Genomic DNA, 13,780 nt, shown 5'->3' on the forward strand with positions numbered 1-13,780 from the left:
CTGCATGTCACCTTGTGGGTGCATACCGTAGCCCCTCGATCGGACATCATGTCCGGGAACCGAGAAAACGTACGCAGGGAAAACGGCCACCCCGCGCAAAAAGTTCCCGCATCCCCGACGATCCGTCAAACCATCGCCCCCACCGACCTCTCCCCACCCGACCCCCTCCGCCGGTCTTCCCGCTGGTCTACGGCGTCCCGTACAACTCCCCGTACGACGGCCACGCGCCTCCGGGCCCCGCCACCGGCCCGGCCGCCCGCACCGCCCGGACGATCGCCCGCGTCACGGTGTCCGCCGCGGCGGCGAGCAGGTCGTTCAGGGCCAGCGGACTGTCGGCGTCGAGCGGGCGGTCGCCGGTCGCCAGGGCGAAGACCGTGTCGCCGTCGTTGAGCAGGTGCACCGGGCGCACGGCCCGGGCGATGCCGTCGTGGGCGGTACCGGCCACCTTCTGCGCCTGCGCCTTGGAGAGGGCCGCGTCGGTGGCGACGACCGCCAGGGTGGTGTTGAGCGGCGGCGGCGCGTTCTCCGCCGCGACCTCCGCCAAGCGCCGCCGCGCCGCCTCGTGCACCCGTGCCGCCGGATACTCCACCCGGCCCTGGAACAGCTCCCCGTACAAAACCCCCGTCCGCGGGTCCAGCGCCTCACCCGCCGCGTTCGCCACCACCAGTGCCGCCACCGTGATCCCCGAGCCGAGCACGGTGCTCGCGGTGCCGATGCCGCCCTTCACCGCGCCGACCACCGCTCCCGTCCCGGCGCCGACACAGCCCTCCGCCACCGCCGCGCCGTCCCCGCTCGCCGCCGCCGCTTCGACCGCGGCCCGGCCCAGCGCCGCGTCGGGTCTGGCCCGGAAGTCGCCACCGCGTCCCAGGTCGAAGACGCACGCCGCGGGCACCACCGGCACCACGTGCGCAGGATCCGGCCCGACCCGCACCCCCCGCCCCCGTTCCTCCAGCCAGCCCATCACCCCGGACGCCGCGTCCAGCCCGTAGGCGCTGCCCCCGGTCAGCACCACCGCCTCGACCTTCCGCACCAGGTTCCGGGGGTCCAGGGCGTCGGTCTCCTTGGTGCCGGGACCACCCCCGCGCACGTCCACCGCGGCGACCGCCCCGCCCTCCGGGGCGAGCACCACCGTGGTCCCGGTGAGCCAGCCCTCCCCGATCCGGGTCGCGTGCCCCACCCGCAGCCCGGTCACATCCGTCAATGCGTCTGCTGTCATGCGGACCAGTCTGCTGTCACGGGCGCCAGCCAGGGACCCCGGTCACCCCGCCACGCCCTCCTCCCGGCGCGTCCGCACGGTCCGCCCCCGGTCCGTGCGCGCCGCCAGCAGCACGCCGGTCAGTACCGACAGCGCCGACACCACGCCCGCCGCCAGGACCGCCCAGTCGCCGAGGAAGGCGCAGCAGATCACCAGGAGCGCCGTGGTCGGCAGCAGGAGCTGCTCGGTGATGCCCACCTTGAAGTACCGCGCGTGCAGGGCCCACACGGACAGCAGGAACAGCGCCGTCGGCAGGGTCACCGCCGCCGCGGCGGCCAGCGTCGAGATGTGCGCCGCGCCGACCGCCTGCTCGACCGCCACCTCCAGGCCCGCGCCGATCGCCGCCGCCGAGGCGAAGATCAGGTAGTGGCCGTAACCCCACAGGAACGCCTGTCTGTTGGACCGCAGATGGCCGTGGATCGGCACCGCGAAGTAGACCCACCAGGCGGAGAACACGATCAGCAGCCCGCCCGCGGCGACCGGCAGCAGCTCGCCCAGCGCCTCGTGTTCCTCGTCGGCGGACTGCACGGCGACCGTGGCCGCGAGGATCGTCTCGCCGAGCACGATGATCGTGAACAGTCCGTACCGCTCGGCGATGTGCCGGGGGTGCCAGGTCGTGGACCGGCTGCGCTCCGCGAGCACCGGCACGCTCAGCTCGGCGACCACCATCACCCAGAACAGCCACAGCCGGGCGGGCTCCGGCAGCACCACCAGCCCCAGCCAGCCGACCTGGCAGAGCAGCACCCCGACCGCGTACCGCAGGGCGACGGCCCGCTCGGCGCCGTGGGCCGTTCTCGCCGCCCGCAGCCACTGGGTGGCCATCGCCACCCGCATGATCGCGTAGCCGAGCCAGACGAGCAGGAAGTCATGGTCGTCGAAGGCCCGCGCCACCCCGGCGGCGAGCACCAGCACTCCCGCCATCTGCACCAGGGTGACGAGCCGGTACAGCACGTCGTCGTTGTCGTACGCCGAGGCGAACCAGGTGAAGTTCATCCAGGCCCACCAGATGGCGAAGAACACCATCGCGTAGTTCAGGATGCCCTCGCCCACCTGGTGCTCCGCGAGGGCGTGCACCAGCTGGGCGCCCGACTGTGCGACGGCCACGACGAAGCAGAGGTCGAAGAACAGCTCCAGCGGGGTGGCGGTGCGGTGAGCCTCGTCCCGGGCGCGGGCGGTGAGCCGCCGCAGCGGTGCCTGCGGGTGCCGCGCGCCGCCGGACCCGGCCGAGCCGACGGGCGGTGTCGAACTGGACATCATGGGACCAAGTGCAGCAGATCCCTGCCGGAAAATCTTGGGAACGTGCGTACGCCGGGGCGCGGGCGCGGGGCCGTACCCTGGAGGCATGACCACCGCATCCGCCCCCGAGCCGCGCGAGCCGAAGGCCGCGCTGATCTTCGACGATCCGTTGGACCAGCAGTCCTCGGACGACACGGACCGGGGCTGGGGCGAGCGGCCGGGCGGCACCGGCGGCGGCGCGGACGACCTGAAGCGCTTCCTCGACGAGAAGCCGCCGCACCACCTCTGACGGGGCCCCGCTGCCGACCCCTGGCAGGCCCCCGCCGCCGACCTCCGTCGGAACGCCCCTGCCGACCTCTGCCGGAACCCCGCTACCGCTGGTCGTGTCCCGAGCTGCGCTGGGCGAGCAGCGCGTCGCGGATCTCCTTGAGGACCTCCAGTTCGGTCACCTCGATGACCTCCTGGGCGCCCTCGCGCGCCTTGTGGCGGGCCTCCTGCCGGGCCAGGTACTTCGACATCGGCAGGACCATGATGAAGTAGACGACCGCCGCCGTGATCACGAAGGTGAGCGTCGCCCCGAGGACGGAGCCCCAGAGGATCGTCACGCCGGTGACGGTGCCGTCCTCCGCCACGTCGCACGGGCCCTTCAGACAGGACCGGTAGTGGTCCAGGTTCTGCGTGCCGATCGCCCCGACCAGTGGGTTGATGACCCCCTTCACCACCGAGTTGACGATGTTGGTGAAGGCGGCGCCGATGACCACCGCCACGGCCAGGTCGATGACGTTCCCGCGCATCAGGAAGGTCTTGAAGCCCTGCCAGACGCTCGGTCCCTGCTTCTCGCTCACTTCGGAGCCTCTCCTCACGCGCACCCTGCGCGGAACAAATCGCGGAACAAAACGCTCCGCAACCTACGGCAGCGCCCCGCGGAGCTGTGCAGCCGGGTCGCTTGGAGAAGGGACGTGGTGCGAAGTCGGCGCGCGGCGCGGGCACACGGTGTAGGGCGCGACTCACCACAACGTCACCGCCAGCCGTGCCGTCGCGCTCGCGCCCGCCAGCTCGGCCGCGTCGGCCCGCGGCACCGAGAGCAGCAGCAGAGCGCCCTCGACGGTGGCCGGGTCGGCCGACGACCCGCCCGGCACCTTCTCCACCAAGGCCCCGCGCGCGACCACCCTGGCCTCTCCGCCCGTCGCCGTGTCCTCCGCGGCGATGACGTCGACCCGGTCGCCCGGCCGCAGCAGCCGGACCGTCGCCGCGTCGGCGATCCGCACCGGCGCGGTCACACGCCGGGCCCGGCGCTGCTCACCCGCCGCCCGCGCCGATCCGTGCTCCGCCACCGGACGCACCGGCTGCACCGGATGCCCGCGGGCCTGCCCGTCCCGCCGCGGTTCCGACGGTGCCCGTGGCCCGGCCGCCACCAGCGCGACGGCGGTGACGGCCAGCCCGGCCGCCACGGCCCGCCGCCGGTGCCGCAGCAACCGGCGCAGTCCCTCCCGCCCGCCGCGCACCCGCACGGGGGCGAAGTGCGGCACCTCGCAGCCGTCAGGCACGTCCGTGCCTGACGGAGGAACGGGAAAGGGCGGTGAGAGAGAAGACGGCGAGAGAGGAGACGGGAGGGAAGAGGACGCCGGGAAGGCCGGAGTACCGGACACGGACATGGGAGCCACCACCTGGGACGACGCGAACGAATCGGCTTGCCCGTCCACGATGACGCCTCACGCCGCCGCCCGCCGAAGCCCGTGCGCTACTCACGGGTTGTGGACAACTCGCCCACCCGAACGAGGACTTCCGCCCCCGCCCGCCCCCGCCCACACTCTCCCCGTCCGCCCCCGCCCCCGCCCTCACGGCCCTCCCCGCCGTCCCCAGCCGCGCCTACGGCGCCCACGGCACCTACGGCAACTCGAACCCCGCGTCCATCCCACCCAGCGCCCCCACACACGGACAGTCCCGCTCCCCGCTCGCGGGCAGCGCCGCCACCGCGTCGAACAGCACCCCGCGCAGCCGGTCCACGTTGGCCGCGAACACCCGCAGCACCTCGTCGTGGGAGACGCCCTCGCCGGTCTCGGCACCCGCGTCGAGGTCGGTGACCAGGGTCATGGACGTGTAGCAGAGCTCCAGTTCACGGGCGAGGGCCGCCTCCGGATGCCCGGTCATGCCGACCACGGACCAGCCCTGCGCCCGGTGCCACAGGGACTCGGCGCGGGTGGAGAACCGCGGCCCCTCGACCACGACCAGCGTGCCGCCGTCCACCGGCTCCCAGTCCCGCCCGCGGGCCGCCTTCAGCGCGGCGGCGCGACCGGTGGGGCAGTACGGGTCCGCCAGGGACACGTGCACCACGTTCGGGATCCGGCCGTCGGGCAGCGGGAGGCCGTCGAAGTACGTGGCCGCCCGGGACTTCGTACGGTCGACCAACTGGTCCGGCACGAGCAGCGTGCCCGGCCCGAACTCCGGCCGCAGCCCGCCCACCGCGCACGGCCCGAGGACCTGGCGCACGCCGACCGACCGCAGCGCCCACAGGTTGGCGCGGTAGTTGATCCGGTGCGGCGGCAGATGGTGGCCCCGTCCGTGCCGGGGCAGGAAGGCGACCCGGCGCCCGGCGACCTCGCCGAGGAAGAGGGAGTCGCTGGGCGCCCCGTACGGCGTGTCCACCTGTATCTCGGTCACGTCGTCGAGGAACGAGTAGAAGCCGGAGCCTCCGATCACGCCGATCTCGGCGTTCACCTTGTTCGCCATGCCCCTGACCCTAGCCGTCCCGGACGGCCCCCAGGTACGTCGAGGACCCTGCCGCCGTACGACGACAGGGTCCCGTAAGAACTGGCGGGAGCGTGCTACGCGGCCGAGCTGGTGGACGTACCGCTGCTCGACGGCTTCGCGTCGGAGGACGACGACGAAGTGGACGCGGACGAAGTGGACGCGGACGAAGTGGACGCGGACGACGAACCGGACCCGGACGAATCCGAACCCGACCCCGACGACGACTTCGACGCGGCGGGCGAGCTGCTCGACGAGGAGCCGCGGCTGTCGTTGCGGTAGAAGCCGGAGCCCTTGAACACGATGCCGACCGCGGAGAACACCTTCTTGAGGCGGCCACCGCAGTTGGGGCACTCGGTCAGGGCGTCGTCGGTGAACTTCTGCACCGCCTCAAGGCCCTCGCCGCACTCGGTGCACTGGTACTGGTAGGTCGGCACTGTCTTCCTCCTGGCACTCTCACTCGATGAGTGCTAACGACGCTCCATAGTGACGTATTCCCGCCGTTCAGTCCACTGCCACCGGAGAGCGGTGACCGACGCCACGCGCGACGGTCCGCCCGCCCGGCCGCCCCGCCAGCCGCGAACGCAGCGCCAGCACGGTCGCCAGGGCCAGCACCGTGCCCCCCATCGGCACCAGGAACCCGGCCCCACCCCACAGCCGGTCCTCCAGCTGCCCGGCGACCGTGACGGCCGCCGCCTGGCCGAGCGCGACCGCGCCGGTCAGCCAGGTGAACGCCTCGGTACGGGCACCGGCCGGAACCAGCCCCTCCACGAGGGTGTAGCCGGTGATCAGCGTGGGCGCGATGGCCATGCCGACCAGCAGGCCGAGCCCGGCGAGGACGACCACCGAGTGCGCGGCCCACAGCCCGGACGCGACCAGCGCGAGGGCGGCGTACCCGACGACGAGGCGCCGCTGCGGGGCCGCCTTCCAGGCGATGGCGCCGCAGGCGACGCCGGAGAGCATGTTGCCCGCGGCGAAGACGCCGTACAGGACACCGTTCAGGCCCGGTTCGCCGATCGACTCGGTGAACGCGGCAAGCGAGACCTGCATCCCCCCGAAGACGGAGCCGATGCCCAGGAAGGCCACCACCAGCACGCGCACGCCGGGGACCCGCAGCGCGGAGGCGTGCTCCACGCGCGCGTGCCCGCCCCCGCCGACCTCGGGCTGGGTGGAGCGCTGCGCGGCGAACAGCAGACCGCCGACGAGGGTGAGCGCGGCCTCGGTCACCAGGCCCGCGGCCGGGTCGACGGTGGTGCACAGGGCGGTCGCGAGCAGCGGGCCGAGGACGAAGGTCAGCTCGTCGGTGACCGACTCGAAGGCCGCCGCGGTCGTCATCAGGGGCGAGCCCTGGAGCTTGACGCCCCAGCGGGCCCGCACCATGGGGCCGATCTGCGGCACCGAGGCGCCGGTGGGTACGGCCGCCGCGAAGAGCGCCCACAGGGGCGCGTCCGCCAGCGCGAGCGCGGTCAGGCCGAGACCGGCCACGCCGTGCGCCAGCACGCCGGGGACCAGGACCGCGCGCTGCCCGAAGCGGTCGGCGAGACGGCCGCCGTAGGGGGCGAACAGCGCCATGGAGACGCCGGTGACGGCCGCGACGGCGCCCGCCGCGCCGTAGGAGCCGGTGGTGTGCTGCACGAGCAGCACGATGGACAGGGTGAGCATCGCGAACGGCTGGCGTGCCGCGAAGCCGGGCAGCAGGAACGTCCAGGCGCCGCGGGTGCGCAGCAGCTGCCCGTAGCCCTGCCGGGACGAGGACGCCGAGTTCTTCGGCTTCTCCGAGGAGGTGACCGTGGACACCACGGCCCGTGCCTTTCTGCCGCCTGGTAGCGCGTCCCCCGCGGGTGCGGGGCGGCGCCGAGAGCTGTCCTCGTGCGCGGGACTGCGGTAGATACCGGAGCCCGCTGCTCCAGCGGGCGACCCGGCCGCCATACGGCCGCGCCAGCTCTGCGTCAGGCAGAGGTGGATCGATCAGGTAGGTCCACATGATACAAGGGCCGACGCCGGGTGCACCTGTGAAAGCCAGCACTACCAGGCCGTACACCTGCGATAGGGGCGGGGCTGGGTGCCGTTGGTCCCGCGAGAGGCATCGGTCTAGGCGCCGTTGGTCCCCAACCACCCGGCGAGCTTGCCGCCGCGTCCCACCGCGCGCAGGCGTCGTTCGGCGGCGTCGCGTACCGGGTCGGTGGTGACCACCAGGAGTTCGTCGCCGTGGCGCAGCACCGTCGTCGGCAGCGGCACGAACGACGTTCCCTCGCGGACGACGAGGGTGACCGCGGCCCCCGGGGGCAGCCGCAGCTCGGCCACCTCCACGCCGTGCATCCGGGAGCCGTCCGGGATCGCGACGGACAGCAGGTGCCCGCGCAGCCGCTCCAGGGGCGCCGACTCGATGCCGAGGTCGGCGGCCTCCGCCCGGTCGCCTAGGCGCAGCTTGCGGGCGAGCCAGGGCAGGGTCGGGCCCTGGACGAGGGTGTAGACGACGACCAGGACGAAGACGATGTTGAAGATCCGGCGGCTGCCCGCGACACCGTTCACCATGGGGATGGTCGCCAGGATGATGGGCACGGCGCCGCGCAGCCCGGCCCAGGACATGAGCGCCTGCTCCCGCCAGGGCACCCGGAACGGCGGCAGGCAGAGCGCGACGCTCAGCGGGCGGGCGACGACGGTCAGGACCAGCCCGATGACGAGGCCGGGCAGGATGTCGTCGCCGAGTTCGTGCGGGGTGACCAGCAGGCCGAGCAGGACGAACATGCCGATCTGGGCGATCCAGCCGAGGCCGTCGGCGAAGCCGCGGGTGGCGGGCCAGTGCGGGAGGCGGGCGTTGCCGAGGACCATCGAGGCGAGGTACACCGCGAGGAACCCGCTGCCGTGGGCGATCGCGCCGAGCGCGTAGGCGCTGACGGCGATCGCCATCACGGCGATGGGGTAGAGGCCCGAGGCGGGCAGCGCCACGTGCCGCAGCGCCCAGGAGCCGAGCCAGCCGACCGCGAGCCCGATGGTGCCGCCGATGGCCAGCTCCAGCGCTATGTCGCCCACCAGCACGGACCAGTGCTCGATCGGCCCGGCGGTGGAGAAGGCGACGACGAGGATGACCACCGGGGCGTCGTTGAAGCCGGACTCGGCCTCCAGGGTGCCGGTCACGCGCGCGGGCAGCGGGATACGCCGTAGGACGGAGAAGACGGCCGCCGCGTCGGTGGAGGACACCACCGCGCCGACGATGAGGGCCTGCCGCCATTCCAGCCCGGTCAGGTAGTGCGCTCCGGCCGCCGTGACCCCCACGCTCACCGCGACCCCGCCCAGCGCCAGCGCGGAGGCGGCGGGCAGAGCGGGTTTGATCTCCTTCCACTTCGTGCCGAGTCCGCCCTCGGCCAGGATCACGACGAGGGCCGCGTATCCGATGACCTGGGTCAGTTCGGCGTTGTCGAAGTGGATGTCGCCGATGCCGTCCTGGCCCATGGCCATGCCGATGCCCAGGTACACGAGCAGGCTGGGGAGCCCGCTGCGCGAGGAGACGCGGACCGCCGCGACGGCGACGAGCAGGACGAGCGAGCAGACGAGCAGGAGCTGGTTGAGCTGGTGGACAGTCAGCGGCTGTTCCCTTCCTCGGCCCACGCGCGGCACGCACGCGTGACGGCTCACACGCGGCACGCGCGTGTGTGTGCCTTCGTGTATGGGACACGGAGCGGCGCCGCGAGCCCCGGCGGACGCTGGGTACCGGCCGCCGGCAGGCGGGCCGCCCGTAATCAACCATTCGGTTACTTCATTACCTTACCTAACTCTTGACGATTTCTTGACGCGGACCGAGGCATGATCGAACGTCCGTCCGTGCCGGTTCCCTACTCCGCGTCAAGTGGTGCGGGACCCTGCGCCTATGGTTGCTCCAGCGCTCATTCAAAATCACAGCACCGACCTGCCGCTCGCGTTAGGACAGCAAGGACAGCGATGCCCCCCAACACCACCGCCACAACGGGTCAGCAGCCCGCCAAGTCCGGCAGGAAGAAGGGACGCGGAGCCCGCCTGATCGTGCTCGTGCTGGTACTGGCCATCATCGGCGGCATCGCCTACGGGGCGTACTGGTCCATCAGCACCGTCCGTGCCTCGTTCCCGCAGACCAAGGGCTCGATCACGCTCGACGGCCTGTCCGGCCCGGTGGACGTCAAGCGCGACGGCTACGGCATCCCGCAGCTCTACGCCTCCTCCGACGAGGACCTGTTCATGGCGCAGGGCTTCGTGCAGGCGCAGGACCGGTTCTACGAGATGGACGTGCGCCGCCACATGACGTCCGGGCGGCTGTCGGAGATGTTCGGCGAGAGCCAGGTCGACAACGACGAGTTCCTGCGCACCCTGGGCTGGGACCGGGTCGCGCGGGAGGAGTACGACGAGAAGCTGTCGGACGAGACGAAGAAATACCTCGACGCCTACGCCAGGGGGGTCAACGCCTACCTGGAGGGCAAGGACGGCGAGGACATCTCCCTGGAGTACGCGGCGCTGGGCTTCAGCAACGACTACAAGCCCGCGAAGTGGACGCCGGTCGACTCGGTCTCCTGGCTGAAGGCGATGGCCTGGGACCTGCGCGGCAACATGGAGGACGAGATCGACCGGGCGCTGATGACCAGCCGCCTCGGTCCGCAGCAGATCGCCGAGCTGTACCCGCGGTACCCCTACGGCCGCCACAAGGCGATCGTCCAGGAGGGCCAGTACGACGACCTGACCGGCGCCTGGACGCAGGGCGATGACACCGGCGCCGCGGGCTCCGGGACGGGGCTCGGCACCGACCCCTCGGGCGCGTCGACGGACGGTACGGCGACCGGTACGGCCGGTACGACCACGGACACGGCCGGTACGACCGGTACGGCGACCGGCACGACCGCCTCGGCCGCGGGCACCACCGACGCCCTCCAGACCCAGCTCGGCGGCGTCTACGGCCTCCTGGAGGACCTGCCCACCGCCGTCGGGGTCAACGGCAACGGCATCGGCTCCAACTCCTGGGTCGTGGGCGGCGCCCACACCATCACGGGCAAGCCGCTGCTCGCCAACGACCCGCACCTGTCGGCCTCGCTGCCGTCCGTCTGGTACCAGATGGGCCTGCACTGCCGCAGCGTCTCCGACAAGTGCCAGTACGACGTCGCCGGTTACACCTTCGCGGGCCTGCCCGGTGTGGTCATCGGCCACAACCGGGACATCTCCTGGGGCATGACCAACTCCGGCGTCGACGTCACCGACCTGTACCTGGAGAAGCTCACCGGCGACGGCTACCAGTCCGGCGGCAAGGTCGTCCCGTTCACCACGCGCGAGGAGACCATCAAGGTCGCCGGCGGCAAGCCGGAGCGGATCGTCGTCCGCGAGACCGACAACGGCCCCCTGCTGTCCGACCGCGACGACGAACTGGTCAAGGTCGGCCGCAAGGCCACCGTCGACACCGCGGCACCCGACCGCGGCGACGGCTACGGCATCGCCCTGCGCTGGACCGCCCTGGACCCCGGCACCACCATGGACGCCGTCTTCGCGATGAACAAGGCGGCCGACTGGGAGGACTTCCGGGCCGCGGCGGCGCTGTTCGACGTCCCCTCGCAGAACCTGGTCTACGCCGACACCGACAACAACATCGGCTACACGCTGCCGGGGAAGATCCCCACGCGCGCGAAGAACCACGACGGCTCCATCCCGGCGCCGGGCTGGGACACCAAGTACCGCTGGACCGGCTATGTCGAGCAGGACGAGCTGCCGTACGAGTACAACCCGGAGCGCGGCTACATCGTCACCGCCAACCAGGCCGTCGTGAACAAGGACTACCCCTACACGCTCACCACGGACTGGGGCTACGGCACCCGCAGCCAGCGCATCACCGACCTGATCGAGTCGAAGATCAAGGGCGGCGGCAAGGTCTCCACCGACGACATGCGCCAGATGCAGATGGACAACAGCAGCGAGATCGCCAAGCTGCTCGTCCCGCAGCTGCTGAAGATCGACGTCGGCGACAAGGACGTCCGCGAGGCGCAGAAGCTGCTGGAGGGCTGGGACTACACCCAGGACGCCGACTCCGCGGCGGCGGCCTACTTCAACTCGACGTGGCGCAACATCCTCAAGCTGGCCTTCGGCAACAAGCTGCCCAAGGAACTGCGCGTCAAGGGCCAGTGCCTGTGGGTCGACCCGGTCAACCCCACCGGACCCGCCGACGAGGTGGAGAAGGTCCGCGAGTGCGGGCAGCGCGACGCCGAGCAGGCCCAGCCGGACGGCGGCGACCGCTGGTTCGAGGTGGTCCGCAACCTGATGGACGACGAGGACAGCGACTGGTGGACCACGCCCCGCTCGGGCACCCGCCCGGCCGCCTCCGCCGACCGTGACGCCCTGTTCAAGCGCGCCATGATCGACGCCCGCTGGGAGCTGACCGCCAAGCTCGGCAAGGACATCGACACCTGGAGCTGGGGCAGGCTGCACCGCCTCTTCCTGAAGAACCAGACGCTGGGCACCTCGGGACCCGGCCTCCTCCAGTACGTCCTCAACCGCGGCCCCTGGAAGCTCAGCGGCGGCGAGGCCACGGTCAACGCCACCGGCTGGAACGCGGCGGGCGGCTTCGGCGTCGTCTGGGTGCCGTCGATGCGGATGGTGGTCAACCTGGACAGCCTCGACAAGTCCCAGTGGATCAACCTCACCGGCGCCTCCGGGCACGCCTACAGCGCCCACTACACCGACCAGACCGACAAGTGGGCCCACGGTGAACTGCTGCCGTGGGCGTTCACCGAGAAGGCGGTCGACGACGGCACGAGTGACACGCTGGTGCTCAAGCCCTGACCCGTCGGGCATCCACGGAAGGGGCCGTCACGCGCGCGTGACGGCCCCTTCCGTCATGGGGAGAAGCGCCGCACCCCGGACGGCGTCACGACCGCCCGCACCGGCCGGTCGTGCGGCTCCGCGGGCACCCGAGCGACGACCTCCGTCTCATACAGCAGGACGACCAGCGCGGGACACGCGCCCGCGTGGTCCAGACGCGCGAGGACCCGGTCGTACGACCCTCCGCCGCGGCCGAGGCGCACCCCGCGCGTGTCGACGGCGAGGCCGGGCAGCAGCACGGCGTCGGCGGCGGTGACGGCGTCCGGGCCGAGACGCTCGCCGACGGGCTCGAACAGCGCCATCCGGCCGCCGTGCCGCACCCGCGCGAGTGAGCCCTCACCGGTGTACTCGCCCCAGTCCAGGTCGTTGTCCGGCAGCAGCGCGGGCAGCAGGATCCGCGCGCCCCGCTCGCGCAGCGCGTCCAGCAGCGCGAGCGTGCCCGGCTCGCTCCCCACGGAGACGTACGCCGCCACCGTGCGCGCGTGCGCCAGCTCGGGCAGGCCCAGCGCGTGCCGGGCCAGCGCCTCGCCCGATTCCCGCACGTCATCCTCTGTCAACCTGTTCCTCACCGCGAGGAACTCCCGCCGCAACGTTCGCTTGTCAGGCTCCGCTGAGGACCCGATGTGGTGCACCTGTGACTCCCGTTGTCTCCGTCAATGTGTCATATGTGAGCCATACGGCCGGAGCCTCGGATTCCTCACAAAGGCACCGGTTATGGTGTCGGGCATGACTCAGTCGCACCCCAGGATCAGCAAGGCTGTCATCCCCGCAGCAGGCCTCGGCACCCGGTTCCTGCCGGCGACGAAGGCCACTCCCAAGGAGATGCTGCCGGTCGTGGACAAGCCGGCGATCCAGTATGTGGTCGAGGAGGCCGTGTCCGCCGGTCTCGACGACGTCCTCATGATCACGGGTCGCAACAAGCGCCCCCTGGAGGACCACTTCGACCGCAACTACGAGCTTGAGTCCGCCCTGGGGAAGAAGGGCGACGCGGCGCGGCTCGCCAAGGTCCAGGAGTCCAGCGACCTCGCCACCATGCACTACGTCCGCCAGGGCGACCCCAGGGGCCTCGGCCACGCCGTCCTGTGCGCCGCCCCGCACGTCGGGAACGAGCCCTTCGCCGTCCTCCTCGGGGATGACCTGATCGACGCCCGCGACCCGCTGCTGAAGCGGATGATCGAGGTCCAGGAGCAGTACGGCGGCAGTGTGGTCGCCCTGATGGAGGTCGCTCCCGAGCAGGTCCACCTCTACGGCTGCGCCGCCGTCGACACCACCGAGGACAGCGACGTCGTCAAGGTCAACGGCCTGGTCGAGAAGCCGGACCCGGCGGACGCCCCCTCGAACTACGCCGTCATCGGCCGGTACGTCCTCGACCCGGCCGTCTTCGCCGTACTGCGCGAGACCGAGCCCGGCCGCGGCGGCGAGATCCAGCTGACCGACGCCCTCCAGCAGCTCGCGGCGGACGAGAAGGTCGGCGGCCCGGTGCACGGCGTCGTCTTCAAGGGCCGCCGCTATGACACCGGTGACCGTGGCGACTACCTGCGTGCCATTGTCAGACTCGCGTGCGAACGTGAAGACCTGGGCCCGGAGTTCCGGGCCTGGCTGCGCAGTTACGTCACCGAGGAGATGTAGCCACCTTGAGCACCGCCGCCGCCCACGCCACCGGCCCGGAGCACCCGGACCACCCGGGCCGTCCGGAGCACTCGGGCCACCCGG

Annotated in this window: 12 protein-coding genes; 3 read left to right on the forward strand and 9 right to left on the reverse strand. The window is 72.0% G+C overall.

The features are described from left to right. Positions 1–187: 187 nt before the first annotated feature. Positions 188–1,216 carry a P1 family peptidase gene (locus ABZ659_RS10000; RefSeq protein WP_360215786.1) on the reverse strand — a complete coding sequence of 343 codons (1,029 nt, stop codon included), beginning with the start codon at positions 1,214–1,216 and terminating at the stop codon, positions 188–190. Positions 1,217–1,258: 42 nt separating this feature from the next. Continuing rightward, entirely contained in the window at positions 1,259–2,512 is a 1,254-nt protein-coding gene (locus tag ABZ659_RS10005; RefSeq protein ID WP_360215789.1) for a low temperature requirement protein A, read from the reverse strand. Positions 2,513–2,597: 85 nt separating this feature from the next. Between ABZ659_RS10005 and ABZ659_RS10010 the strand changes: the two genes are divergently transcribed. Continuing rightward, the gene (locus ABZ659_RS10010; RefSeq protein WP_360215792.1) at positions 2,598–2,780 is read left to right on the forward strand and encodes a hypothetical protein; all 183 of its coding nucleotides are present in this window, start codon (positions 2,598–2,600) and stop codon (positions 2,778–2,780) included. Positions 2,781–2,862: 82 nt separating this feature from the next. On the opposite strand, the gene mscL is transcribed toward ABZ659_RS10010, so the two are convergent. From mscL to ABZ659_RS10040, 6 genes are all read right to left on the reverse strand, one after another. Next, entirely contained in the window at positions 2,863–3,336 is a 474-nt protein-coding gene (mscL, locus tag ABZ659_RS10015; protein ID WP_360215795.1) for a large conductance mechanosensitive channel protein MscL, read from the reverse strand. Positions 3,337–3,498: 162 nt separating this feature from the next. Then, positions 3,499–4,146, reverse strand: coding sequence for a hypothetical protein (locus ABZ659_RS10020; RefSeq protein WP_360215798.1), 648 nt, complete (start codon positions 4,144–4,146; stop codon positions 3,499–3,501). A 232-nt stretch (positions 4,147–4,378) separates the two neighbouring features. Continuing rightward, on the reverse strand, positions 4,379–5,221 hold the full coding sequence (locus ABZ659_RS10025; protein WP_360215801.1) for an S-methyl-5'-thioadenosine phosphorylase: 843 nt from the start codon (positions 5,219–5,221) through the stop codon (positions 4,379–4,381). A 95-nt stretch (positions 5,222–5,316) separates the two neighbouring features. Beyond that, complete coding sequence (locus ABZ659_RS10030) at positions 5,317–5,676, reverse strand: FmdB family zinc ribbon protein (protein ID WP_360215804.1); 360 nt, start codon at positions 5,674–5,676, stop codon at positions 5,317–5,319. 67 nt (positions 5,677–5,743) lie between these two features. Beyond that, a complete protein-coding gene (locus tag ABZ659_RS10035; protein ID WP_360215807.1) occupies positions 5,744–7,039 on the reverse strand; it encodes an MFS transporter in 1,296 nt (431 codons plus the stop codon). 291 nt (positions 7,040–7,330) lie between these two features. After that, a complete protein-coding gene (locus tag ABZ659_RS10040; protein WP_360216326.1) occupies positions 7,331–8,857 on the reverse strand; it encodes a potassium/proton antiporter in 1,527 nt (508 codons plus the stop codon). A gap of 321 nt (positions 8,858–9,178) precedes the next feature. Here ABZ659_RS10040 and ABZ659_RS10045 point away from each other — a divergent pair, with 321 nt between their 5' ends. Beyond that, positions 9,179–12,028, forward strand: coding sequence for a penicillin acylase family protein (locus ABZ659_RS10045; RefSeq protein WP_360215810.1), 2,850 nt, complete (start codon positions 9,179–9,181; stop codon positions 12,026–12,028). Between the two features lie 53 nt (positions 12,029–12,081). Here ABZ659_RS10045 and ABZ659_RS10050 read toward each other — a convergent pair whose 3' ends face one another. Beyond that, the gene (locus tag ABZ659_RS10050) at positions 12,082–12,699 is read right to left on the reverse strand and encodes a 5-formyltetrahydrofolate cyclo-ligase (RefSeq protein WP_360215813.1); all 618 of its coding nucleotides are present in this window, start codon (positions 12,697–12,699) and stop codon (positions 12,082–12,084) included. A 94-nt stretch (positions 12,700–12,793) separates the two neighbouring features. Between ABZ659_RS10050 and galU the strand changes: the two genes are divergently transcribed. Next, positions 12,794–13,696 carry a UTP--glucose-1-phosphate uridylyltransferase GalU gene (galU, locus tag ABZ659_RS10055; RefSeq protein ID WP_360215816.1) on the forward strand — a complete coding sequence of 301 codons (903 nt, stop codon included), beginning with the start codon at positions 12,794–12,796 and terminating at the stop codon, positions 13,694–13,696. Positions 13,697–13,780: the final 84 nt, after the last annotated feature.

The sequence above is a fragment of the Streptomyces sp. NPDC006997 genome, from assembly GCF_040635175.1.
Lineage (GTDB): Bacteria > Actinomycetota > Actinomycetes > Streptomycetales > Streptomycetaceae > Streptomyces.

Bases quoted from the DNA above. Each gene is read 5' to 3' on its own strand.
- ABZ659_RS10000 (WP_360215786.1), bottom strand. From the start codon at position 1,216: ATGACAGCAGACGCATTGACGGATGTGACCGGGCTGCGGGTGGGGCAC.
- ABZ659_RS10005 (WP_360215789.1), bottom strand. From the start codon at position 2,512: ATGATGTCCAGTTCGACACCGCCCGTCGGCTCGGCCGGGTCCGGCGGC.
- ABZ659_RS10010 (WP_360215792.1), top strand. From the start codon at position 2,598: ATGACCACCGCATCCGCCCCCGAGCCGCGCGAGCCGAAGGCCGCGCTG.
- ABZ659_RS10020 (WP_360215798.1), bottom strand. From the start codon at position 4,146: ATGTCCGTGTCCGGTACTCCGGCCTTCCCGGCGTCCTCTTCCCTCCCG.
- ABZ659_RS10025 (WP_360215801.1), bottom strand. From the start codon at position 5,221: ATGGCGAACAAGGTGAACGCCGAGATCGGCGTGATCGGAGGCTCCGGC.
- ABZ659_RS10045 (WP_360215810.1), top strand. From the start codon at position 9,179: ATGCCCCCCAACACCACCGCCACAACGGGTCAGCAGCCCGCCAAGTCC.
- galU (WP_360215816.1), top strand. From the start codon at position 12,794: ATGACTCAGTCGCACCCCAGGATCAGCAAGGCTGTCATCCCCGCAGCA.